General features: G+C 63.6%; 21 protein-coding genes and 1 tRNA gene. 12 read left to right on the forward strand and 10 right to left on the reverse strand.

What is annotated here, in order from left to right:
• Positions 1-25 precede the first annotated feature (25 nt).
• From P9875_RS20220 to P9875_RS20245, 5 genes are all read left to right on the forward strand, one after another.
• Entirely contained in the window at positions 26-640 is a 615-nt protein-coding gene (locus tag P9875_RS20220; RefSeq protein ID WP_278316435.1) for a biliverdin-producing heme oxygenase, read from the forward strand.
• A complete protein-coding gene (locus P9875_RS28710) occupies positions 640-1,782 on the forward strand; it encodes a TonB family protein (RefSeq protein ID WP_341353802.1) in 1,143 nt (380 codons plus the stop codon). The genes P9875_RS20220 and P9875_RS28710 overlap by 1 nt, the downstream gene beginning before the upstream one ends.
• A gap of 185 nt (positions 1,783-1,967) precedes the next feature.
• Positions 1,968-2,777, forward strand: coding sequence for a methionine ABC transporter ATP-binding protein (locus tag P9875_RS20235; protein WP_278316436.1), 810 nt, complete (start codon positions 1,968-1,970; stop codon positions 2,775-2,777).
• Positions 2,770-3,444, forward strand: coding sequence for a methionine ABC transporter permease (locus tag P9875_RS20240; RefSeq protein ID WP_278316437.1), 675 nt, complete (start codon positions 2,770-2,772; stop codon positions 3,442-3,444). Before P9875_RS20235 ends, P9875_RS20240 begins: the two co-directional genes overlap by 8 nt.
• A 32-nt stretch (positions 3,445-3,476) precedes the next feature.
• The gene (locus tag P9875_RS20245) at positions 3,477-4,304 is read left to right on the forward strand and encodes a MetQ/NlpA family ABC transporter substrate-binding protein (protein ID WP_278316438.1); all 828 of its coding nucleotides are present in this window, start codon (positions 3,477-3,479) and stop codon (positions 4,302-4,304) included.
• A gap of 89 nt (positions 4,305-4,393) precedes the next feature.
• Here the strand turns inward: P9875_RS20245 and P9875_RS20250 are convergent, their stop codons facing one another.
• Positions 4,394-5,011, reverse strand: a complete 618-nt coding sequence (locus P9875_RS20250) for an OmpW/AlkL family protein (RefSeq protein WP_278316439.1) — start codon at positions 5,009-5,011, stop codon at positions 4,394-4,396.
• 358 nt (positions 5,012-5,369) lie between these two features.
• Here P9875_RS20250 and fur point away from each other — a divergent pair, with 358 nt between their 5' ends.
• The 7 genes from fur (at position 5,370) to P9875_RS20285 (ending at position 10,078) form a co-directional block, all read left to right on the forward strand.
• Positions 5,370-5,810 carry a ferric iron uptake transcriptional regulator gene (fur, locus tag P9875_RS20255; RefSeq protein WP_035820181.1) on the forward strand — a complete coding sequence of 147 codons (441 nt, stop codon included), beginning with the start codon at positions 5,370-5,372 and terminating at the stop codon, positions 5,808-5,810.
• A 74-nt stretch (positions 5,811-5,884) separates the two neighbouring features.
• Positions 5,885-6,250: a MerR family transcriptional regulator gene (locus P9875_RS20260; RefSeq protein WP_219306971.1), complete on the forward strand. Its 366-nt coding sequence runs from the start codon at positions 5,885-5,887 to the stop codon at positions 6,248-6,250.
• A 59-nt stretch (positions 6,251-6,309) separates the two neighbouring features.
• A complete protein-coding gene (locus P9875_RS20265; protein WP_035820186.1) occupies positions 6,310-6,900 on the forward strand; it encodes an NAD(P)H-dependent oxidoreductase in 591 nt (196 codons plus the stop codon).
• Positions 6,901-7,072: 172 nt separating this feature from the next.
• Positions 7,073-8,290 (forward strand): SpoIIE family protein phosphatase, encoded by a 1,218-nt coding sequence (locus tag P9875_RS20270; RefSeq protein ID WP_278316440.1) that lies wholly within the window; start codon positions 7,073-7,075, stop codon positions 8,288-8,290.
• A 65-nt stretch (positions 8,291-8,355) separates the two neighbouring features.
• Positions 8,356-8,913, forward strand: coding sequence for a SiaB family protein kinase (locus P9875_RS20275; protein WP_034756676.1), 558 nt, complete (start codon positions 8,356-8,358; stop codon positions 8,911-8,913).
• Between the two features lie 22 nt (positions 8,914-8,935).
• On the forward strand, positions 8,936-9,334 hold the full coding sequence (locus P9875_RS20280) for a DUF1987 domain-containing protein (protein WP_034779193.1): 399 nt from the start codon (positions 8,936-8,938) through the stop codon (positions 9,332-9,334).
• A gap of 3 nt (positions 9,335-9,337) precedes the next feature.
• Complete coding sequence (locus P9875_RS20285; RefSeq protein WP_278316441.1) at positions 9,338-10,078, forward strand: GGDEF domain-containing protein; 741 nt, start codon at positions 9,338-9,340, stop codon at positions 10,076-10,078.
• A gap of 8 nt (positions 10,079-10,086) precedes the next feature.
• Here the strand turns inward: P9875_RS20285 and P9875_RS20290 are convergent, their stop codons facing one another.
• From P9875_RS20290 to P9875_RS20330, 9 genes are all read right to left on the reverse strand, one after another.
• On the reverse strand, positions 10,087-10,800 hold the full coding sequence (locus P9875_RS20290; RefSeq protein WP_255206283.1) for a substrate-binding periplasmic protein: 714 nt from the start codon (positions 10,798-10,800) through the stop codon (positions 10,087-10,089).
• A 157-nt stretch (positions 10,801-10,957) separates the two neighbouring features.
• Positions 10,958-11,053, reverse strand: a tRNA-Sec gene (locus P9875_RS20295).
• Between the two features lie 12 nt (positions 11,054-11,065).
• Positions 11,066-13,021 carry a selenocysteine-specific translation elongation factor gene (gene selB / locus P9875_RS20300; protein ID WP_278316442.1) on the reverse strand — a complete coding sequence of 652 codons (1,956 nt, stop codon included), beginning with the start codon at positions 13,019-13,021 and terminating at the stop codon, positions 11,066-11,068.
• Positions 13,018-14,439: an L-seryl-tRNA(Sec) selenium transferase gene (selA, locus tag P9875_RS20305; RefSeq protein ID WP_278316443.1), complete on the reverse strand. Its 1,422-nt coding sequence runs from the start codon at positions 14,437-14,439 to the stop codon at positions 13,018-13,020. The genes selB and selA overlap by 4 nt, the downstream gene beginning before the upstream one ends.
• Positions 14,436-15,491 carry a formate dehydrogenase accessory protein FdhE gene (gene fdhE, locus P9875_RS20310; protein WP_278316444.1) on the reverse strand — a complete coding sequence of 352 codons (1,056 nt, stop codon included), beginning with the start codon at positions 15,489-15,491 and terminating at the stop codon, positions 14,436-14,438. The genes selA and fdhE overlap by 4 nt, the downstream gene beginning before the upstream one ends.
• A gap of 175 nt (positions 15,492-15,666) precedes the next feature.
• On the reverse strand, positions 15,667-16,338 hold the full coding sequence (locus tag P9875_RS20315; RefSeq protein WP_278316445.1) for a formate dehydrogenase subunit gamma: 672 nt from the start codon (positions 16,336-16,338) through the stop codon (positions 15,667-15,669).
• Complete coding sequence (gene fdxH, locus P9875_RS20320; protein WP_035820208.1) at positions 16,328-17,248, reverse strand: formate dehydrogenase subunit beta; 921 nt, start codon at positions 17,246-17,248, stop codon at positions 16,328-16,330. The genes P9875_RS20315 and fdxH overlap by 11 nt, the downstream gene beginning before the upstream one ends.
• A 13-nt stretch (positions 17,249-17,261) precedes the next feature.
• A complete protein-coding gene (gene fdnG / locus P9875_RS20325) occupies positions 17,262-20,333 on the reverse strand; it encodes a formate dehydrogenase-N subunit alpha (protein WP_081922499.1) in 3,072 nt (1,023 codons plus the stop codon).
• A 269-nt stretch (positions 20,334-20,602) separates the two neighbouring features.
• A complete protein-coding gene (locus P9875_RS20330; RefSeq protein ID WP_278316446.1) occupies positions 20,603-22,738 on the reverse strand; it encodes a TonB-dependent receptor in 2,136 nt (711 codons plus the stop codon).
• Positions 22,739-22,747 lie beyond the last annotated feature (9 nt).

Below are 22,747 nucleotides of genomic sequence, written 5' to 3' on the forward strand. Positions count from 1 at the left end.
CCTTATAATAGAGAGCAGATATTCCATGCATGCAGCAAGCGACACCACTTTGAACGCCGTTCCGACCAACGCGGCCCCGACCCGCAGCCAGCGCCTGAAAGCCGACACCATGGCCACCCACGAATTGCTGGACCAGCGCATCATGGCCAGCGCGCCGTTTTCCAGCCGCGAGAACTATGCGCGCTTTTTGCAGGCGCAGTACGCTTTCCTGCGCGACGTCGACGCGCTGTACGACAACGCGCAACTGGCCGCCCTGCTGCCGGACCTGGAACAGCGCCGTCGCTACGACAGCATCGCGGCCGACTTGCGCGACCTCGAGACAGCATTGCCGGCCGATGCGGCCACGCCGCCGTTCGACGCGGAACTGGACCTGGCCACGGCGCTGGGCTGGCTGTACGTGAGCGAAGGCTCGAAGCTGGGCGCGGCCATCCTGTATAAACTGGCCGGCAAAATCGGCCTCGATGAACACCATGGCGCGCGCCACCTGGCCGGCCATCCGGACGGACGCGCGCGCCACTGGCGCGAGTTTACCTCCGTGCTCGATACGGCCGTGCTTGACGATGCCGGTGAAGCGCGCGTGATCGATGGCGCGCGCGCCGCCTTCCTGCGCATGCATGGCCACGTGGAGGCGTGCGCCTGATGGAGGAGCCAGTCATCCAGGCAGTTGCGGAAGCGCATACGGCACGCCTGCGCCGCTGGGCGTGGACGGGCGCCGGCATGCTGATGGTGGCGCTGGGCGTGATCGGCGCCATGCTGCCCGTCATGCCAACGACGATCTTCCTGATCCTGGCGCTGGCCTGCTTCAGCCGCGCCTCGCCGCGCCTGGAGCACTGGCTGCTGCACCACCCGCGCTTCGGCGCGCCGCTGCGCCAATGGCGCGAACACCGCGCCGTGTCGCGCCGCGGCAAGGTCCTCGCTTGCCTGGGCATGGCCATCGGCTTTGTCGCCATGTGCCTCGGCCATCCGCCCTGGTGGGTCATCGCCCTCGTGGCAACGATGGAAATCGCCGTCATCATTTACCTGCTGCGCCGCCCGGAAGGCCCGGCGCCTGCGCCAGAAAAGACGCCGCCGGCGGACTGGCACAAGCCGCTGACCATCGCCACCGTCTTCGCCATGCATGGCGCCCTGCTGGGATGGGCGCTATACCACCGCGCGCCAGCGGCGCCCCTGCTGGCCATCGCGCCCGACTCAGCGCAGCCGGCCATGCTGTACTTGCCGGCGGCCGCCCCGCCCCGGCCTTTGGAGCAGAATCTTGCTGAACGGGTCAGCGCGGCCGCCGCGCCATCCGCCGCCATTGCCAAAAAGGCAGTGCCGGCAATCAGACGATTCGTGCTGCCGCAGCCCGATGCCGCGCCCATGGCGCCGCAAGCCGAGAGCATCGCGGCCGTTGCCGAGGTGCGCCATGCGCCCGTGATACCGGCACCGGCGGCGGCACCATCCATCGCGGCGGCGCCGCCCTCGCCTGCGCTGCCGCCCGCGCCGCAGGAGCTGCGCAGCGGCGTATCTAGCTGGGAAGGCAAGGTTTTGGCGCGCATGGAACGCTTCCGCCGCTATCCGACGGCGTCGCGCGCGAAGCGGGAACAGGGCGTGGTGTATCTGCGCTGCCGCATCGACCGCGATGGCCAGGTGCTGGCGGCCGCCATCGAGCGCAGTTCCGGTTCCGCAGCGCTGGATCAGGCCGCGCTCGACACTTTGCAACGGGCGGCGCCGCTGCCGCGCATTCCCAAGGAACGGCCGGACCCGCTGGAATTATCGATTCCCGTCGAATTTTCCATCGGCTGATCGCATAAAAACCGCGTTTACTCTCGCCAAACACCCATATAGACATTATTTGCATATTCAAAGCAAGATTCTGTCGTAGGAGTAATAACACGATCGGAGGTATACTACGCAACCGACGTAACAGGCCGGGCGATTTGGCCCCTGCAAGCGCGCCTGTCACGGTCCAATAAAAAAGGAAACACTGCATGACCACACCACACCGTACGCCGGTGATTCGCATCGATGGCGCAAACAAGACCTTCGCGCTGCCCAAAGGCGAACAATTCCACGCGGTCAAATCGGTCACGCTGGAAGTCTATCCCGGTGATATTTTCGGCCTGATCGGCAAGAGCGGCGCCGGCAAATCGACCTTGCTGCGCCTGATTAACCTGCTCGAACGTCCTGACAGCGGCACCATTACCGTGGCCGGGCGCGAACTGACGCGCCTGGGCAAGAGCGAATTGCGCGACGCGCGCCAGAACATCGGCATGATTTTCCAGCAGTTCAATCTGCTGCAAAACGCCAGCGTCTTCGACAACGTCGCCTTCCCCCTGAAAATCCATGGCACCACCAAGCGCGAGGACATCGCCGCCAGGGTCGAGGAATGCCTGGCGCTGGTGGGCCTGTCCGACAAGCTGCACAGCTACCCGGCGCAATTGTCCGGCGGGCAGAAGCAGCGCGTGGCAATCGCCCGCGCCCTGGCCAGCCACCCCGACGTGCTGCTGTGCGACGAGCCGACGTCCGCGCTGGACGCGGAAACGACGCGCGCCCTGCTCGACACCCTGCGCGACATCAATGCGCGCCTTGGCGTGACCATCGTCATCGTCAGCCATGAACTGTCGGTGCTGGGCGCCATCTGCAACAGGGTCGCCGTCGTGGAAAACGGCGCCATCGCCGAACAATTCGAGTTGAGCGACACGGCCACCCCGCGCAAGACGGCGCTGGGGCGCGAGCTGGCGTATTACGGCACCGAGGCGTTTGAAGCCACCGCATGGAAGGATGCAACACATGTTTGAAGAATCGATCAATAACGTCATCAAGCTGCTGCCGGAAATCTGGGTGGCGCTGGGCCAGACCATGACCATGCTGGGCATTGGACTGACGGCCGCCATCCTGATCGGCGGCCCGCTGGGCATCCTGCTGTTCCTCGTCTCGGAAGGCCAGTCGCTGGAAAACCGTCCGCTGTCGATGATCCTCGGCTGGCTGGTAAACACCGTGCGCAGCTTCCCCTTCATCATTTTGCTGGTCGCCCTGACGCCGTTTACGCGCATCATCGCGGGCACCTCGATCGGCCCGCTGGCCGCTGCCGTGCCGCTGTCGTTCGCCGCCATTCCCTACCTGGCGCGCCTGGTGGAACAGAATCTGCGCGAAGTGCCGCGCGGCGTGATAGAGGCGGCACACGCCATGGGCGCGTCCGAGATGCAAATCATCTTCCGCGTGCTGCTGGTGGAAGCGCGCTCCGGCCTGGTGCTGGCCCTGACCGTGCTGTCGATCAGCTTCCTGTCGTATTCGGCCGTGGCCGGCGTCGTGGGCGGCGGCGGCATCGGCGACCTGGCCATCCGCTACGGCTACTACCGCTTCGAGACGGACATCATGGTAGCCACCGTGGCCATCCTGATCGTGCTGGTGCAAACCATCCAGTTCGCCGGCACGCGCATCGCCAAGCGCCTCGACAAACGTTAATTCATCTTCAGTATTTCAGTACAAGGAAAAGCATGAACCATATTCGCCGCAACCTGCTCCTGGCCGCCGCCAGCCTGGCCTTCGCCACCGCCGCCCACGCCAAGGACCCGAAAGAACTCGTCATCGGCACCAGCTCCGGCCCGTATTCGGACCAGCTGAAGCTGGGCATCAAGCCCATCCTGGAAAAACAGGGCTACAAGGTCAAGATCGTCGAATTCAACGACTACGTGCAGCCGAACTACGCGCTGGCCGAAGGTTCGCTGGACGCCAACGTGTTCCAGCACATCGTGTATCTGACCAAGTTCGCCACCGATAACAAGCTGCCATTGAGCTCCCTGATCACCGTGCCGACCATGCCGATCGGCCTGTACGGCGGCAAGCAAAAGTCCCTGGCGGACGTGAAGAGCGGCGCCACCATCACCATGCCTAACGACCCCACCAACCAGGCGCGCGCGCTGGTCATGCTGGCCAAGATGGGCTGGATCAAACTGAAACCGAACGTCGACCCGCTGCGCGCCTCCGAACGCGACGTGCTGGACAACCCGAAGAAGCTGAAACTGGTGCCGCTGGAAGCGGCGCAGCTGCCACGTTCGCTGGCGGACGCCGACTACGCTTTCGTCAACGGTAACTTCGCCCTGGCCGCCGGCATGAAGCTGACGTCGGCCCTTAGCGTGGAAAAGATCTCGGACAGCTACATCAACCTGGTGGCCATCCGCACGGCCGACAAGGCCAAGCCATGGGTCAAGGACCTGGAAGCGGCCTATCGCTCGCGCGCCTTCCTCGACGCGACGAACAAGTATTTGGCCGGCTACGAAAAGACGGACTACCAGCTGGCGCTGGAAAAGACGCTGAAAAAATAAGACGGCGCATGGAATGCAAAAAGACGGCCAGGTTCACACCTGGCCGTCTTTTTTATTGTCCGCGCCGCGGGGGCGCAGTCGATCAATGCTTAGAAACGGTAGCCGACACCGACACCGATCAGGACAGGATCGATCTTGACTTCGCTGATCTTGGCGCCAGCAGCCAGTACGTCGCTGCGGATCTGCACTTTCTTGATGTCGAAGTTCAGCGACCAGTTTTTGTCCAGCTTGTAGTCGACGCCAGCTTGCAGCGAGACGCCCCAGCTGTCATGCTCCAGGCGGCCGGCGCCGCTCAGCAATTTCACGTCCGAGATATTCGTGTAGTTCACGCCGGCACCCACGTAAGGGCTGAACTGTTTTTCAGGCATGAAGTGGTATTGCAGCGACAGGGTCGGCGGCAAATGCTTGAAGCTGCCGATCTTCGTGCCGGACAGGGTGACGTCATGCTTTTGCGGATACGTCAGGATCAGCTCGGCAGCGATGTTCGGGGTGAAGAAATACGAAATATCAATTTCGGGAATCGTCTTGCTGCTGACATGTATCGTGTCCGATGCGCCAGCGCCAAAGACCGGCGTGGATTTGTTGGCCGGATCGATATGCACGGCGCGCGCACGGACCAGCCATGGGCTTTCCTGTGCCATTGCGTTGCCGGCGAATGCGCCGATGGCGGCCAGGACGATTGCTGCTGCAGTTGCGGACTTTTTCATTCTAGTTCCCTCTTTTTGTCGTTAAGTAACGCTGCGAAGTCTAAGAGTGCAGTGCAACAAAAACTTTGATCCACATCAAATAGTGCTAGATGGCATCATTAGAGGCATTTTTTCCTTTGCCCAGATCAAGAAAATGCGGCAATGCAGCGTGACCGCGTGCACGACTCCCATGTCGGCACGCCATGCTGACGCAAGTTGCCCGCCACGCAATCGCCACTTGCGCCGATGTCACTGGATTGCCACCGCCCTGCGCAGCATAATATTTCCACTTCGCACGCTACAAATGAGAATAGTAATGATTATCATTTGCGATATAATGAATGACCTCGCTAGGCGACTATAAAAAGGAATGGGAGACATGGATATATTGAGGGAACTGCGTGAATCGGGCTTGAAAGTGACCATCCCCCGCTTGCGGATTCTGCAGCTGTTTCAAGAAGGCACGATCAAGCACCTGAGTGCGGACGATGTCTACAAACTCTTGCTGGCCGAAAAAATCGACGTGGGCCTGGCCACCATCTACCGCGTGCTGATGCAGTTTGCCGAAGCGGGCATTCTGTTTCGCCGCCACTTCGAATCGGGCCACGCCGTCTTCGAGCTGAACGAAGGCCAGCACCACGACCATCTGGTCTGCACGGGTTGCGGCAAGGTCGATGAATTCGTCGACGAAGGCATCGAACTGCGCCAGAACGAGATCGCCGCCGAGCGGGGCTTCGTGCTGCACGAGCACGCGCTGTCGCTGTACGGCACCTGCGCCGAGTGCACTGCCAAAAAAGTGCCGCCGCGCAAGCCCTCCTGAGGCAGCGCGCAAGGTAGCGCCTGGCAAGCCACCTGCGCTACACTGCGTGCGCCGCAGTTCAACAAGGAAGAAGCATGTATATCGGAGAAATCGCCCGCCTGGCGGGCACCTCGCCCAAGGCCTTGCGCCACTATGAAGCGCTGGGCTTGCTTGGCGACGTGCGCCGTTCCGGCGCCTATCGCGTCTACACGCAGCAAGACCTGGCGCAAGTCAAATTGATACGCCAGGCGCAGGCCCTGGGCTTCCGCCTGGCCGAACTGCTGCCCATCCTGGCCGGCGACGATACCGACTGGGCCGCCCTGTCGCAGCACATCGCTGACAAGCGCGCACAGATACAGCAGGAGTTCGCCCGCCTGCGCCAGCTCGACGCGCAACTGGCCGACATCGACACGGAAATCCACGACTGCCTGGCGCAGCAGCGTCTGCAAAAGGCCGCTTGACTCTGTCACTAGGGGCAAGCTTTAGCATGCAAGCTCTTCTTTAACGGACAGCCTGCATCATGACCACGACGACACCCAAGCGCATTTTGATACTCCTCGGCCACCCGTCCAGCGACAGCTTTTGCGCCGCCCTGGCCGATGCCTATGCCGCCACGGCCCGCAGCGCAGGCCACACGGTGCGTGAGCTGCGCCTGGGCCAGCTGGACTTCGACCAGAACTTGCATGAAGGCTACCGCCAGGTGCAGCCGCTGGAAGCGGACTTGCTGGCCGCGCAGGAAGCCATCAGCTGGGCCGAACACCTGGTCTTCGCCTACCCGATCTGGTGGGGCGGCGCGCCGGCCCTGCTGAAAGGCTTCGTCGACCGCATCTTCCTGCCCGGCTTTGCCTTCAAGTATCGCCCGGGCAAGGCTTTCCCGGCGCAGCTGCTGAAAGGCCGCACGGCCCAGCTGCTGGTGGCGATGGATACGCCGCCCTGGTATTTCCGCTGGGTCTACCACATGCCCGGCATTCACCAGCTGCGCAAGACGACCCTGGAATTTTGCGGCGTCAAGCCCGTCAAGGTGGCCAGCTTTGGTCCCATGATCGATTCCACCGCAGCGCAGCGAGCGCGCTGGCTGGAACAGGCACAGGCGCTGGCCCGGCGCCTGTAAGTTGCTTGCCATGTAGCCATCATGCATACGGTTTTGACAAGCTGGTAATCAAGCCGTCACATTCCAAGGCTACCATGATGATATTGCCTGTTTGTCAGTCGCCTTGCTGTTGCGACAACAAGGGTCCGATCGTCATGTAAAGGTAGCCGCTGTGGAGTTCAACGCTTCTCGATTGCATCTTCCCCGTTATCGCACGTCCGTGGCGGCTGACCTGTGCATCCCCACGGAATCCGTGCAGGCCGACGCCAGCAATTTCGCCGTGCTGGAACTGTTCACGGAACGGCGCGACATGATGAGCTTGCCAGTCACGGAGCAGCAGAAGCCCATCGGCTTGATCAGCCGCAACATCTTCATGTCGCAAATGTCCAAGCCCTTTTATCACGAGGTGTACGGCAAGAAGAGCTGCATCGCCTTCATGGACAAGGAGCCGCTGATCGTCGACGGCGCCATGAGCATCGAAGACCTCACCTTCCGCGCCGTGGAAGCGGGCGAGAAGGCGCTGGCCGATGGCTTCATCATCACCGCCGATGGCGCGCTGGCCGGCGTGGGCTTCGGCTTGCAGCTGATGAACGTGGTGGCCACCATGCAGGCTGAAAAGAACCGGCAGATCATGCACAGCATCGATTACGCCAGCGTGATCCAGCGCGCCCTGCTGCGCACCTCCGATGCGGAACTGCGCGCCACCCTGCCCGACGCCCACCTGGAATGGCAGCCGCGCGACGTCGTCGGCGGCGACTTCTACTTCTTCGAACGCCATGCGGGCGGCTGGTTCGCCGCCATCGCCGACTGCACCGGCCACGGCGTGCCGGGCGCCTTCATGACCCTGATCGCCTCGTCGGCCCTGAGCCAGGCCTTGCGCGAACTGGGACCGCACGATCCGGCCGCCCTGATCGGCGCCGTCAGCCGCTCCATCAAAACCCTGCTGGGCCAGGACGGCGCCAGCAGCGGCGCGGCCACCGGCCACGCCGGCTCGAACGACGGCATGGATTGCGCCTTCCTGTGCTACGACACGGCCAGCGCCAGCCTGCGTTTCGCAGGGGCGAAACTGGCGCTGCACGTGGTCGCGCCGGGCGAGGACAGCGTGCGCGCCATCGACGGCGCGCGCATGGGCGTGGGCTATGTCGACACGCCGGCTGGCTACTGCTGGCACAACGAGACGCTGGCCATTCCCGCCGGCAGCCTGCTGTTCCTCACCACCGACGGCTTGCTCGACCAGATCGGCGGCGCGCGCGACATCGCCTACGGCAAGCGCCGCATGCGCGAGCAGCTGCTGGCGCGGCGCGACGCTCCCGCCGGCGACGTGGCGGCGGCCCTGCTGCAGGACAGCGCCGCGTGGCAGGGAGCGCAGCCGCGCCGCGACGACCTGACCTTTTTCTGTTTCCGCCTGTAGTTTTGGCGCCATCGCGCCACCTTATCAACAAGAAACCGGGTCACCGGCTAGCCAGGAGCACGGACGTGCTGTACGAAGAATTCAACGAGTTTTGGGATGTGGCACGCAAGCGCAACATCATCTTTTTTTACGTGGGCTATTTCTCGCAGCACGTGGTGAACGCCATTTCCGAAACCATCAAGGCGCGCCTCGATACGGCCGGCGCGGCCGGGCCCACGCGGCGGCGCATCTTTTCCTCGTTCATCGAAATGTCGCAAAACATCATGCATTATTCCGCCGACAGCCTGACGCCCGATGCGCAGCTGGACCAGCAGATGCGGCGCGGTTCATTCTGTATCGGCACGCGCGGCGACAGTTTTTTTCTGCTGTGCGCCAACCCCGTCTCGACGGACAACGTGGCGCAGATCCGCGCCCGCCTGGAACCGCTGCACACCATGACGATGGAAGAAATCCGCCTCGCCTACAAAAAGGCCTTGCGCGAGGAAGCGCCGGCCGACAGCAAGGGCGCGGGCCTGGGGTTTCTCACCATGGCGCGCGACGCCAGCGAGCCGCTGGAATTCGAATTCGTCCAGGATCCCCAGGAACCGGGCCACACCATCTTCTGCATCAAAGCCATCATTTGAAAGAGCCGACTCAGGAAAGCATATGCAATTACCGTCACCACTGTTCATCGCCGCGACCCCGAGTTCGCCCGAAATCGACTTCCGTTTCGAGCAGCACACCCTGTCGATCAAGGGCGAGTCGTATCCGGAAAACGCGGCCGCCTTCTATGGCCCGCTGATCGCCGCCGTGCGCGCCTACCTGGAAGGCTGCCGCGAGGCGGCCATCACCGTCAACGTCTCGCTGGCCTACTTCAACAGCTCCAGCACGAAGATGCTGTTTACCCTGTTCGACACCCTGAACCAGGCGGCCGTCGATGGCAACCAGGTGCGCCTGAACTGGTATCACGACGAGGATGACGACACCATCCTGGAATTCGGCCAGGAGCTGCAGCAGGACTTTACGGCGCTGGACTTCCGCGACCATCCCGTGCAGGGCAGCTAGGACATGCGCGCCGCCCTCTCCGAGGCTGGACTGGAGCCAGACCTGTTCACCGTGGAAGCGGCGGCCCTGGCTGCCGCGCGCCGCATGCACGCCGACGCCAGCGCGTCGGGCGCGGAACAGCGGCGCGTGCTCGGTGAACTGATCATCCACTACGAGCGGCTGATGCGCGAGACGCGGCGCCTGATCGGCCGCAGCGACCGCGCCGAGCGCGACATGCATCTGCTGAACCGCCAGTTGCAAACCCTGGCCGGCCAGCTCGAATACCGCGCCACGCACGACCCGCTGACGGGCGCCCTGAACCGCGGCGCCGTGATCGACCACGCCTCGCGCTGCCTGGCGCAGGGCGACATGGCGCTGATCGTGCTCGACATCGACCTGTTCAAGCAGGTCAACGACGACTTCGGCCATCCGGCCGGCGACGGCGTGATCCAGGCCGTGGTCGACTGCCTGAAAGGACTATTGGGACAGGAGACGGCCATCGGCCGGGTCGGCGGCGAAGAGTTTTCCGTCGTCTGGCCCACCTCCTCGCGCGACGACGCGGCGCAAGTGGCGCAGCGCATCTGCGAGACCGTCGGCCGCCAGCGCCATGCGGCGCCCATCACGCGCGCCATCACCGTCAGCGTGGGCCTGAGCTGGAACCGCGCCGGCACGCCATTCGAAACGGCCTATAGCCATGCCGACCAGGCCCTGTACCAGGCCAAGCGCGAAGGACGCAACTGCGTGCGCCAGTGGCTGGAAAGCTGAAGCGGGCCTCAGCGGATATGTTCGCGCGCCATGCTGCCGTCGCGGCGCATGGCCGCCGCGGCGCGCTGCATGGCCGCCACCTGCGCCTCGGGTAATTGCTTGTTGCAGGCGAGGTAAGTCTGCACGCGGTTAAAAGTCAGCAGCGGCACCACCTTGCCCTCCCACTCCTTGCCGACGAAAGGCTTGCTGCCCACCGCCAGGCCCACGGCCCACAGGTCGATGCGCCCGAGCAGCAGCTTTTGCGGATTGAGCCACTCCTGCGTCACGGGCGCCACGTTCATGCCGCGCTGGCGCAGGTAATCGTCGCGCGCGTCGCCGAGCACCGTGCCGATCACCAGGCCGCGCGCATCATCGAGCGTGCGCAGCGCCAGGTGCCGCTCGGCCAGGCCGTAGAGTATCCATTCCGCTTCGTTGAGGGGGCCGATCCAGCGAAATTGCGCTTCGCGCTCCTGCGTGCGGCTGGTGGAAAAGATGCAGGTATCAGGCTCGCGCAGCGCCTGCGCGTACGCGCGCTTCCACGGCAGCAGCTCGATGCGGTAGGAAAGACCGGCGCGCGCCATGATGTCGCGCACCTTGAGCGTTTCCCGTCCCACGACGACATTGCCTTCCATCATGCTCGACGGCGGCAAATGCTCGCCGACGATGCGCACGTCTACCGCCGCGGCCAGCGCCGGCATCAGCAGCGCCACTGCCAGCAGCCACGCCATGCTTGCTTGTTTCATGCTTGCTTTCATCTGCTACAGGGGATTGAAGCCGATGTTACCATCGGCTCACCCTGGCATCGCCGCATATTGCCAATTAAACCATATATTTTCCGCAGCGTGGCAACAGGCCAACGCCGGGAGAACGCCATGCGGAAGGGGATGGGAGAAATGTAACTGGCGGAAAACAGTAGGAGTCGAACCTACGGGAGAACGTCTGACGCCCTCCACCGGGTTTGAAGCCCGGCCACATCACCGGATGAGTGTGCTTTCCGCGGTGCCTGAGCTAGCTGCTGGGCAAGGCTGGCGTATAGGACCACAGCGCTTGCGGGCGTAATAGATGCCCATTGCCAACACGGCGAGTATAACCGACGCGGTCAAAGAATTCCAAGACCTGGATCGCCCGCTTGCGGCCCAGGCCGCTGGCGTCGCGGAAGGTGGCCGCGCCCACAGCGCCGGAACCGGGCGCCAGGCCCTCGTCCAGCTCCGTTTTTTCGGCCAGTGCTCTCACCAGTTGCGCCAGCTCGGCCAAGGCCGACGGATGGTAGAACAGGTCGTGCACGACCTGGCTGATCTGCCCTGCCTTGGCGAGTTTGCGTAACAGCTTGCGCGTCTCGTCCTCGGCCAGGCCGAAGCCGCGCGCCAGGTCGCGCGTCCACGGTGGATCGAAGCGCCCCTGCTCCAACGCGGCCAGCAAGGGTTCGGCCACTGCCTGCTCCTGCGGCGTCAGTTCCACGCTGTGCGCCGGCAAGTGCAGGCTGGCGCCGCGTGCGAGGATCTCGCCACGTGCCAGCAAGCCTTCGACCAGATGGCTCCACAAGGCGTCTTCCATCTCGGCGTCGACGATGCGTTTCAAACGCCACAGTTCCGGCCCCGCCTCGTCGGGCGCGCGCGCATGGAAGGTTTCCAATGCTGCCATCACGCGCGCCTCCAGCGCCAGCAACGCGGCCGGCGCCAGCAGCAGGGCGTCGCCACCGCGCAGGGCGATGCGCCGCGTGTCGGACGGCAGCGCCAGGGCGTCCGCCGGCAACAGGGACAGGCGCACCAGCAGCGATTCGCGCAGCCCCAGCGGACTTTGCGCCAGCAGGGCCGCATAGTCGCCGTGCGCGATGAACGCGGCCAGCGCATCGAGCCACGCCAGCCTGGCCGGACTGCGGCGCTTGCGCGCGGGGCCGAACGGATCGAGCACCATGCCGCCGCCCACCGTTTGCGTCGCTTGCGCATTGCGCACGACAAAGCGGTCGCCCGGCACGCCGTGCATCGGCGCGTCGAACACCAGCTGTACCCTGCCCGTCTGCCCCGGCGACAGGGTTTCGCCATCGAGCATGACGGCGCGCGCCAGCTGGTGCGCCGCACCCAGGTGCACGTGCAGCGGCGACCAGGCTTTCAGCTGCACGCCCGCGTCGGGCAGCAGGGTCAGTTCCACGTCGAGGCGTTCGGAGCACTGCGCCAGCGCGGGCGCGACGATCCAGTTGCCCCGCTCGATGCGCTCGCGGTCGATGCCGGCCAGGTTCAGCGCCAATCTCTGGCCCGCCATGCCCGTCCCGGCTGCGCGGTTCTGCGCATGGATGCTGCGCACGCGCGCCTGTGCATCGCCGGGCGCCAGCTGCAGCATGTCGCCCACCTGTACGCATCCCGCCAGCGCCGTGCCGGTGACGATGGTGCCCTGCCCCGACAAGGTGAACACGCGGTCCACGCCGAGGCGAAACAGGCGCCGCTCGTCACGCTGCGGCAGGCTGCGCGCCACCTGCGTCAGGTGCGCCAGCAAGGCGGCCACGCCCGCATCGTCGTCGCGATTGGCGGCGGTGGGAAAGATCGGACTGCCCGCCAGCGGCGTGCCAGCCAGCAGTGCTTCGATGTCCGCCTCCACCTGCGCCACGCGGGCGCCGTCGGCGCGGTCGATCTTGGTCAGCGCCACGGCGCCGCGCGTCACACCGAGCAGCTGCAAGATGGCCAGGTGTTCGTGCGTCTGCGGCATGATGCCGTCGTCGGCCGCCACCACGAGCAAGGCGAAATCGATGCCCGTCACGCCGGAAGCCATGGTGCGGATGAATTTTTCGTGACCGGGCACGTCGATCACACCCAGCACGGTGCCATCCGCCAGCGGCAGGTAGGCGTAGCCCAGTTCTATCGAAATGCCGCGCGCCTGCTCTTCCTTCAGGCGGTCCGTGTGCACGCCCGTCAGCGCACGCGTGAGGGTCGTCTTGCCATGGTCGATATGGCCCGCGGTGCCGACGATCATGCGGACAACTCGGCGAGCTGCGCGATGAAGGCCGTCTCGTGCGCCGCTTCCAGGCAGCGCAGATCGAGCCACAGGGTGTCTTGCCCGATGCGCCCGATCACGGGGCACGGCAAGGCGCGCAAACGCTGTTCCAGCACGCCCAGGGGATTGCTCAGACGCGAGCCAGGCGCGCTGCGGATGGCCAGGCCAAAGCTGGGCAGCTGGTCGACGGGCAAGGCGCCGCTGCCGATCTGGCTTTTCATCGCTTCGGCGGTGACCACATAGGCGGCACCAAGTACGCCTTGCAGCAGCGGCAGCACGGTTTGCGCCTGCGCGCGCATGGCGCAAGCGGGACGCGTCAGCAAACGCAAGGTGCTCAAACGTTCGGCCAGCAAGTCCGGCGCGCGGTACAGCTGCAGCACGGGCGCCAAGGCGGCCAGGGTCAGCTTGCCGACCCGCAGTGCGCGTTTCAATGGATTGCGCTTGATCTTCGCGATCAGATCGGCGCGCCCGACGATGACGCCGCATTGCGGACCACCCAGCAGCTTGTCGCCGCTGAAGGTCACCAGGTCGGCGCCCGCCTCGATGGTTTCGCGCACCGTCGTTTCATGCGGCAGCCCGTATTGCGCCAGGTCGACCAGGGTGCCGCTACCCAGGTCGACGGCCGTGGGAATGGCATGTTTTGCCGCCAGCGGCACCAGTTCGTCCAGCTCCACACTTTTCGTGAAACCGGTGATCGCGTAATTGCTGCAGTGGACCTTCATCAGCAGGCTGGTATGTTCATTGATCCCGTTCGCATAGTCGGCCAGGTGCGTGCGATTCGTGCTGCCCACTTCACGCAGCACGGCGCCCGCGCGCGTCATCACATCGGGGATGCGGAAGGCGCCGCCGATTTCCACCAGCTCGCCGCGCGAGACGACGACTTCCTTGTTCTGCGCCAGGGTGTTCAACATCAGCAGCACGGCGGCCGCATTGTTGTTGACGATGGTGGCCGCTTCGGCCCCCGTCAGCTCGCGCAGCAATTCCTCGACCAGGTCGTCGCGGTCGCCGCGCTTGCCCGTTTCCAGGTCGAATTCCAGATTCATCGGCCACTGCAGCGCTTCCACCACGGCTTGCACGGCCGTATCGGGCAGCAGTGCGCGGCCCAGGTTCGTGTGCAGCACGGTGCCCGTCAGGTTGAAGACGGCGCGCAGCTGCGAGCGCGATTGCGCCTGCAGCCGGTCGGCCACCTGCGCGACGATGGCGGCAATCGATGCGTCCTCCTCATCGAATTCACCAAACACTGCGCCCGCCAGCATGGCCGTGCGCAGTTCGGCCAGCACGGCGCGCGCGCAGGCCAGGGTCTGCACGCGGCCGTAGTGTGCTATCAGGGCCAGGCAAGCCGCGTCGCCCAGGATGCGGTCTACCGACGGCAGGCGCACGGTTTGCCCCGTCGTCATGACTGCTGGCCCTCGCTGTTTTCATTCTTTCCCAGCCACAGTAACGGATTGCCGCTGGCGCGCTGGTAACCCGCCTCACCCACCAGCAGGTCGAGCATCAGGCTGGCCAGGTCGTCGGCCAGCGGTTCGACGTTGTAATCGTGTTCCTGGTTGAAGACCTTGCGATACGTATGGCAATCGTCGCAGGTTTCCGCGCGCGCCACTTTTTTCGGATCGTTCGCCTTGTTGAGCAATTTGTCGTCCTTCGCCGTCACCGGGTCGAACGGCTTTGCGTCGGCCGCGTCCAGGCCCTGGTAGGCGATCTTGCCATTCTGTTCGCAGGTCGAGCACTTGACGCGCACCATATGCCATTCGCTTTCGCAAATGCCGCAGTGCAGGTAGCGGTAACCTTGCGACTGGCCGCCGATGCGGATCACGCTGGCGACGGGGTGCGAACCGCAGACGGGGCACAGGGTGCCCGTTTCCAGGTCCGGCACGCGCGCGGCGCGCAATTGGCTGGCCGACACCGACCACAAAATTTGCAGCGCGGCCGCGACGAACGGCGCATGCATGGGATTGAGGTTGTCGCCGTTTTCATCGAGCACGGCGTCGGCGCAGGCGTCCAGCGCTGGCGCGTCGAGCGCGCGCAATTGCGCCAGCACCTGCGTCAGGCCGCCCGACAGGGCCGGCTGGCTTGCGGCCGTGGTGGCCAGTTCATCGAGCAGGCTGGCGAAAATGTCGCGCCAGACGGGCGGACGGGCGCCGCTGACGGGCAGCACGGGCATGCGGTGCTGGATGGCGCGGCGCAGCGCGTCCGGGTCGGCGGCAGGCACGGCGCCGGGCGCCAGTTTTCCCACCACGACGGCTTGCGCATCGGCCAGCGCGGCCATCAGCACCAGGTAGCCCTGCATGCCCGCGTCGACGGGGATGCCCTTGATCTTACCCTGCGCCAGTTCGCGCAAGCGCAAGGCGCGCGCCGTAAACAGGCTGTCAGGCTGCGGCAGCAGCAGGCGCGGAATCGCGTTGTGATCCAGGCCTTCGATTTCGCCTGGCTGAAGAATGCGTTGTACCAATGGAGTTTTCCCATCAAAAAAGGCAAGGCAGAGCCAGCGGATTTGGCTGTGCTGTCAAAGTATTTTAATCGATAAAAAGAAAGGGGCCAGTCTTGGGGGACTGGCCCTGGCATACGAAAACGCCGGCGGCGGAGCATGTCGGCTTACGCGAAGCTAAGCCGACCTACCCTACTGCCTACTTTCTCGTATTACGCACCACCGATTCAAACCACTTCGGATGATGCTTGCGCGCCCAGCCATAGGTGACGGTGCCGCGCACCATGGCGCCGATCGAGCCCTTGACCCACAGGGCCGCATAAATGTGCACGATGATGGCGCAGATGATGGCGAACGCGCAACCGGCATGCAGCAAGGCGGCAAAGCGCACCACGTCGATCGGGAAATAGAACGCGAAATACGCGCGCCAGATCACGACGCCCGACAGCAGCAAGCCGATCATGCTGGCCAGCAGCACGAAGAACAGGATCTTCTGGCCGGCATTGTATTTGCCGATCTTTGGAAGCTTCTCTTCGCGGTTATTGAGCACGTCGTCCATCTGTTTCAGCCACTGCTTGTCACCGTCCTCGAACTTGTTGTGGTGCCAGAAGCGCACCACGAGGATCGCGAACGAGACGAACATCACCAGGCCGGCAAACGGATGCAAAATGCGCGTCCATTGCCCGCCGCCGAACAGATTCGCCAGCCACGCCATCGACGGATGGAACATGGCCAGACCGGACAGGGCCAGCATGACGAAGGTGATGGCGGTCACCCAGTGATTCGTGCGCTCGTTGGGGTTGTAGCGTTCGATCAAGGGATTGCCATCCTTGTCGCGCAGCTTGCCATCGTGAAGTTCACTATGCTTCATGCTGTTCCTCCCGGATGCGCTTGGCCTCTTCCAGCGCTTCGTGCTCTTCATCCTTGCTCACTTCGTTCGGACCGACACGCGTGTAGTGGAACAGGCCCGCCAGCGCCGTGGCAGCCATGCCGGCCACCGCCAGCGGCTTGGACCAGCCCTTCCAGAAGCCCACCATCGGGCTGATGCGCGGGCGTTCCGGCAAGTTCGAATACAGCTTCGGCTTGTCGGCATGGTGCAGCACGTACATCACGTGCGTGCCGCCCACGCCCAGCGGATCGTACAGGCCTGCGTTTTCGAAACCGCGCGACTTCAGGTCGACGATGCGCTCTTCCGCATGCACCTTCATGTCTTCCTTGGTGCCGAACACGATGGCGCCCGTCGGGCACGTTTTCACGCAGGCCGGTTCCTGGCCCACGGCGACGCGGTCCGAACAGAGCGTGCACTTGTAGGCGCGGTCGTCCTTTTTCGAAATGCGGGGCACGTCGAAAGGACAGCCGGCCACGCAGTAGCCGCAACCGATGCAGTTTTCCTGGTGGAAATCCACGATGCCGTTCGTGTACTGCACGATGGCGCCCGGCGCCGGACAGGCTTTCAGACAGCCCGGATCCTCGCAGTGCATGCAGCCATCCTTGCGGATCAGCCATTCGAGGTTGCCGTCGTTGTTTTCGTGTTCGGCAAAACGCATCACCGTCCACGATTGCGGCGTCAGGTCCGTCGGATTGTCATAGGTGCCATGGTTTTCGCCGACTTCGTCACGCAAGTCGTTCCATTCCATGCACGCCGTCTGGCAAGCCTTGCAGCCGATGCATTTCGACACATCGATCAGCTTGGCCACGGTGCCCGTCACCGGGCTGCGCGCTTGCGGCGGGGTCACCGTGGTCGCCGACAAGCGCCGGATATCTAAGGATTGCAGTGCCATTATTGAGCTCCCATCATGCTTTTTCCACCTTCACGAGGAAGGACTTGAATTCCGGCGTTTGCGAATTCGCATCCCCCACGCCCGGCGTCAGGGTATTGATCAGATACCCTGGCTTGGCCACGCCCGTAAAGCCCCAGTGCAGCGGCAGGCCCACGGTATGCACCTGCTTGCCCTCGATCGTCAACGCCTTGATGCGCTTGGTGACGACGGCCTTGGCGATGATGTGGCCCCGCTTGGAACTGACGCGCACTTCACCGCCGGCGACGACGCCGATGCTCTTGGCCAGCTCTTCGCCGATTTCAACGAATTGCTGCGGCTGGATGATGGCATTCAGGCGCGCATGCTTGGTCCAGTAATGGAAATGCTCGGTCAGGCGGTAGCTGGTCGCCACATGCGGATATTCCTCGTGCGTGCCGAACATTTTCCGGTCATCGGCGAACACGCGCGCGGCCGGATTGCTGGTCGCCTGCGGGTTTTTCGGATGCATGGGGTTGTAGCCCAGCGGATTTTCAAACGGCTCGTAATGCTCGGGGAACGGGCCTTCGGCCATGGCGCCGCGCGCAAAGAAGCGCGCCACGCCCTCGCCCAGCATGATGAACGGACCCATGCCGTTTTCCGGCGGTTCGTCGACCTTGAAGTCGGGAATATCGGCCCCGCTCCAGTTCGTGCCATTCCACTCGATGAGCTTGCGGGTCGGATCGAAAGGCTTGCCCTTCAAGTCGCATGAAGCGCGGTTGTACAGCACGCGGCGGTTCGCCGGCCACGCCCAGGCCCAGCCCAGCGTCTGGCCGATACCGGTCGGGTCGCTGTTGTCGCGCCGTCCCATCTGGTTGCCCGCCTGCGTCCAGCTGCCGGCGAAAATCCAGCAACCGCTGGTGGTCGTGCCGTCGTCGCGCAATTGCGCAAACGAGGCCAGCTGCTCGCCCTTTTTCACCAGCAGCTTGGTCGGATCCTTCAGATCGTACAAGTCAACCAGCGCCTTGCCGTTGAATTCGCGGGCGATTTCTTCCGGCTGCGGGTTATGCGGCTGCGCATAATTCCACGTCAGGTTGAGAATCGGATCGGGGAACTTGCCGCCCTCTTTCTGGTACATGCTGCGCATGCGCAGGAACAGGCCCGACATGATCTCCAGGTCGCTGCGCGCCTGGCCCGGCGGTTCGGCCGCCTGCCAGTGCCACTGCAGCACGCGCGAGGAACTCACGAGCGAACCGCGTTCTTCGGCGAAGCAGCTGGTCGGCAAGCGGAACACTTCCGTCATGATCTTGGTCGGATCGACTTCGTGATACTGCCCGTGCGCCTTCCAGAATTCGCCCGTTTCCACGGCCAGCGGATCCATGATGACGAGGAACTTCAGCTTCGACAGCGCTTCCGTGACCTTCTGCTTGTTCGGCGCGGACGCCAGCACGTTGAAGCCCTGGCAGATATAGCCCGTCATCTTGCCTTGGTGCATGTTCTCGATGGCTTGCATCAAGTCATACGGCTTGTCGAGCTTTGGCAGGTAGTCGAAGGCGTAGTTGTTTTCCGCCGTGGCGAAATCACCCCACCACGTCTTCATGAAGCTGACGTGGAATTTGCGGTAATTGCTCCAGTAGCTGAGCTGGTTCGGCCGCAGCGGCTTGGTGGCGCGCGCGGCGATATAGCCATCGAAATCCTGCTCGGCCTCGTTCGGCAAGGTCATATAACCCGGCAACAGATTCGACATCAGGCCCAGATCGGTCAAGCCCTGGATATTCGAGTGGCCGCGCAAGGCGTTCATGCCGCCGCCCGCGATGCCCATATTGCCCAGCAACAGTTGCACCATGGCGCCCGTGCGGATGGTTTGCGCACCCGTCGAGTGGTGCGTCCAGCCCAGCGCGTACAGGATGGTACCGGCGCGTCCCGGCACAGCGGTCGAAGCCAGGGCTTCCGCCACTTTGTGGAACTTGTCGGCCGACACGCCGCACGTACGTTCGACCATTTCGGTCGTGTAGCGCGCGTAGTGCTTCTTCATCATCTGGTAGACGCAGCGCGGGTGTTCCAGGGTCGGGTCGACCTTGGCATAGCCGTCTTCGCCGATCTCGTAATCCCAGGTGGCCTTGTTGGTGTACTTGCCTTTTTCCTTGTCGAAACCCGAGAACAGGCCATCTTCGAACGCATAGTCTTCGCGCACGATGAAGGGCATGTCCGTGTAGTTGCGCACGTACTCATGCTGGATCTTGTCGTTCGTCAGCAGATAATTGATGATCGCGCCGAGGAAGACGATGTCCGTGCCGGTACGCGTGGCGCAGTAGTAATCTGCCACGGATGCGGTACGGGTAAAACGCGGATCGACAACGATCAGCTTGGCCTTGTTATGCGCCTTCGCTTCCGTTACCCATTTGAATCCGCAAGGATGTGCTTCTGCTGCATTGCCGCCCATGACCAGGATCACGTCGGCATTCTTGATATCGACCCAATGATTCGTCATCGCGCCACGGCCAAACGTCGGGGCAAGACCTGCCACCGTCGGTCCGTGTCATACACGCGCCTGATTATCAAAGGTCAGCATCCCCATGCTGCGCACTGTCTTGTGGGTCAGATACCCGACCTCGTTGCTGCCGGCGGACGCGGCAAGCATGCCGGTGGAGAGCCAGCGGTTGACGGTCTTGCCGTCGGCATTCTTTTCGATCAGGTTGGCGTCACGGTCATCCTTCATCAGGCGCGCGATCTTGTCGAGCGCCACATCCCAGGAAATCGGTTGCCATTCCGTGCCGCCCGGCGCGCGGTACTCGGGCACTTTCAGGCGGTTCGGGCTGTGGATGAAGTCGACCAGGCTGGCGCCTTTCGGGCACAGGGTGCCGCGGTTCACCGGGTGATCGGCATCGCCTTCCACGTGGATGATGCTGGAGACGGCGTTTTTCGCGCCATCGCCCAGTCCATACAGCAGGACGCCGCATCCTACCGAACAGTAGGGACAGGTATTGCGTGTCTCGGTCGTGCGAGACAGCTTGTATTGCCGCACTTCCGCCATCGCCTGGCCCGGTGCGAAACCGAGCAGGGCGAGGCTGGAACCAGCAATGGTCGCGCCAGTTACCCGAAGGAACTGGCGCCTGGACATCTGAACCATATTCAGGCCTCTATGATGTGAGTAAATAAAAAGTCATACGGCGTCGTGGTCGTGTCATATCACTAAGATATAAGCACCATGCCTGTGCCGTATGACACTATTTTACCCCTCAAACTCAGTCAAGGCTCAGTCCGCCCTAAAAAATTGCACATAGTCAACATTATTTTATCGGTACCGAACAGTTCCTCTAATCAATACGAGCCTGCCCGGCGCAGCGCCCGTCCATGAAAAAAACCCGCTCGCGAGCGGGTTGTGAGGAGTGACAAAAATTACAGACTGTAGCGCAAGGTCAGCGCCACATTGCGCGGCGCGCCCGGCAAGCTCAGGTTCGGGCTGGAACCGTGGCCCGACACGATGTAGCGCGTGTCGCCGATATTGTTGATGTTCAGCTGCACTTCATAGCGGCCTGTGCGGTATGCGGCCATGGCGTCGGCCGTCACGTAGCCGGGCAAGACCACCGTGTTGCCGGCATTGGCGAAACGGCTGCCGACGGCATTCGCGCCGCCGCCCACGGTGAAGCCGTGGCCCAGGTCTTTCGTCAGCCACAGATTGGCCATGTTGCGTGCCGTCAGGGTGGCGCGCTTGCCTTTGACGTCAACGGAGCCAGCCGCACTCACGCTCGTGTCCTTGGCGATGGAGTCCGTGATGGTGGCGTCCAGGTAAGCGTAGCCGGCCATCATTTTCCAGCCATCGTGCAAGTCCGCGTTGAAGGTCAGTTCCAGGCCATCCGTGCGCTGCGTGCCGATGGGAATGATGCGGTTCGTGATCGGTTCGCTGCTCTTGATATTGTCGCGCTCCAGGCGGAACAGCGACACGGTGGCGTTGGCGCGGCCGCCCCACAGATCGTACTTGGCGCCCACTTCCGTGTTGCGCGTGGTTTCCGGCGCCAGGTCGGCATTGTTGGCGGCCAGGGCGAAGTTTTCGCCGCTCGGCTGGAACGAGCGGCTCCACGACGCGTAGTACGATTGCACGGCGCTCGGTTGCCAGACGAGGCCCGCGCGGGGGCTGTAGGCCGAATCCGTGCGCGACAAATCCGCCGTCGTCACGCCAAGCGCATTGGCCAGGCGCGACTGCTGCTTGTAGCGGTCATAGCGCAGGCCGGCCAGCGCCTTCCACTCATCGCTGAAGCTGATGGCGTCCTGCACGTAGGCGGCGGCCGTGTCATAGGTACCGAAGGTATCGCCGCGCGCGCCCAGCTTGCTGCGGCTGACCTGCGGCAGGACGGGATGGAAGATCGATACGTTCGACGCCACCGCGGTCGAGGCCCAGCTCGACGCATCCTTGTTTTGCTTGCCGAATTCGGCGCCGTACAGCACTTCATGGCGCAAGGTGCCCGTGACCAGCTTTTGCGTCAGTTCCGTCTGGTTGAACCAGCCGCTCTCGTCGCGGTTGAGCTTGGCGTGGCCCAGGCTCATCGTGCCCTTGACTTCGTTGACGTTGCCGGAAATATTCGTGTTGTTGCGGTCCAGGTGGTAATCGTAATAGCGGAAGGCATTGCGCAGCGACAAGCTGTCGCTGAACTTGTGCGTCAGGGTGGCGGCCGTGGAGACCACGCGCGACTGGCTGAAGTCCGCATCGCGCGCATTGGCGGCGCCGTAATAAGTGCCCGCATCGACGGCGACCGGGCGGCCGTGGTAGGACGGGATGCCGAAGTCCGTCAGGCGGCGGTCTTCCAGGTAATCGCCCTGCAGCAGCAGTTTGGTGGCGCTGGACAGGCGGATGGCCACGGAAGGCGACAGCGCCGTGCGGTTGATGAATTGCTGGTCGCGATAGCTGTCCGACAACTCGCGCGCGCCCGTAAAGCGCCAGTCCACCGTCTCGCCCACGCGGCCCACGTCGACTTCGCCGCGGCGCCCTTTTGTGTTCGTCAGGCTCAGGGCCAGGTCCGTGATATCGATACCCGGTTTTTTGGTGATGCGGTTGACCAGGCCACCCGAGGAACCGCGGCCGTACAGCACGGCGGCCGGTCCCTTGATCACTTCCAGGCGCTCCACGTTCGACAGGTCGCGGAAATACAGGGCGTCATCGCGGAAGCCGTCGACGAACTGGTCGCCGATGGCCGTGAAGCCGCGGATGAACACCTGGTCGCGCTGGCCGTCGCCCGTGGACAGGCCCACGCCGGGGATGTTCTTCATGATGTCCTGGATCGACATGGCGTTCTGGTCGCGGATGACGGCGGCCGGCACCACGTTGATCGTCTGCGGCACGTCGCGCAAGGCCATTTCCGTCTTGGTGCCGCTGGCCGAGGTGGCGGCGACATAGCCCTCCTTGTCCTTCGACGCCGTCACGGTGACGGCGGGCAAACTTTGCTGTGCCCAGCTTGCCAATGGCGTGGCGCCGAAGGTCAAGGCGCCCAGTACGGCGATGGTGATCGGTTTACATCCTGGCTTGCGCTGTTGCTGCATACAATTCCC

Origin of the sequence: Janthinobacterium rivuli, assembly GCF_029690045.1 — a bacterium.
GTDB lineage: Bacteria > Pseudomonadota > Gammaproteobacteria > Burkholderiales > Burkholderiaceae_D > Janthinobacterium > Janthinobacterium rivuli.

What these genes read in the sequence shown, in the direction of transcription:
- P9875_RS20220 (WP_278316435.1), top strand. Translation starts at nt 26, where the DNA reads ATGCATGCAGCAAGCGACACCACTTTGAACGCCGTTCCGACCAACGCG.
- P9875_RS28710 (WP_341353802.1), top strand. Translation starts at nt 640, where the DNA reads ATGGAGGAGCCAGTCATCCAGGCAGTTGCGGAAGCGCATACGGCACGC.
- P9875_RS20235 (WP_278316436.1), top strand. Translation starts at nt 1,968, where the DNA reads ATGACCACACCACACCGTACGCCGGTGATTCGCATCGATGGCGCAAAC.
- P9875_RS20240 (WP_278316437.1), top strand. Translation starts at nt 2,770, where the DNA reads ATGTTTGAAGAATCGATCAATAACGTCATCAAGCTGCTGCCGGAAATC.
- P9875_RS20245 (WP_278316438.1), top strand. Translation starts at nt 3,477, where the DNA reads ATGAACCATATTCGCCGCAACCTGCTCCTGGCCGCCGCCAGCCTGGCC.
- P9875_RS20250 (WP_278316439.1), bottom strand. Translation starts at nt 5,011, where the DNA reads ATGAAAAAGTCCGCAACTGCAGCAGCAATCGTCCTGGCCGCCATCGGC.
- fur (WP_035820181.1), top strand. Translation starts at nt 5,370, where the DNA reads ATGGATATATTGAGGGAACTGCGTGAATCGGGCTTGAAAGTGACCATC.
- P9875_RS20260 (WP_219306971.1), top strand. Translation starts at nt 5,885, where the DNA reads ATGTATATCGGAGAAATCGCCCGCCTGGCGGGCACCTCGCCCAAGGCC.
- P9875_RS20265 (WP_035820186.1), top strand. Translation starts at nt 6,310, where the DNA reads ATGACCACGACGACACCCAAGCGCATTTTGATACTCCTCGGCCACCCG.
- P9875_RS20280 (WP_034779193.1), top strand. Translation starts at nt 8,936, where the DNA reads ATGCAATTACCGTCACCACTGTTCATCGCCGCGACCCCGAGTTCGCCC.
- P9875_RS20285 (WP_278316441.1), top strand. Translation starts at nt 9,338, where the DNA reads ATGCGCGCCGCCCTCTCCGAGGCTGGACTGGAGCCAGACCTGTTCACC.
- P9875_RS20290 (WP_255206283.1), bottom strand. Translation starts at nt 10,800, where the DNA reads ATGAAACAAGCAAGCATGGCGTGGCTGCTGGCAGTGGCGCTGCTGATG.
- selB (WP_278316442.1), bottom strand. Translation starts at nt 13,021, where the DNA reads ATGATCGTCGGCACCGCGGGCCATATCGACCATGGCAAGACGACCCTC.
- selA (WP_278316443.1), bottom strand. Translation starts at nt 14,439, where the DNA reads ATGACGACGGGGCAAACCGTGCGCCTGCCGTCGGTAGACCGCATCCTG.
- P9875_RS20315 (WP_278316445.1), bottom strand. Translation starts at nt 16,338, where the DNA reads ATGAAGCATAGTGAACTTCACGATGGCAAGCTGCGCGACAAGGATGGC.
- fdxH (WP_035820208.1), bottom strand. Translation starts at nt 17,248, where the DNA reads ATGGCACTGCAATCCTTAGATATCCGGCGCTTGTCGGCGACCACGGTG.
- P9875_RS20330 (WP_278316446.1), bottom strand. Translation starts at nt 22,738, where the DNA reads ATGCAGCAACAGCGCAAGCCAGGATGTAAACCGATCACCATCGCCGTA.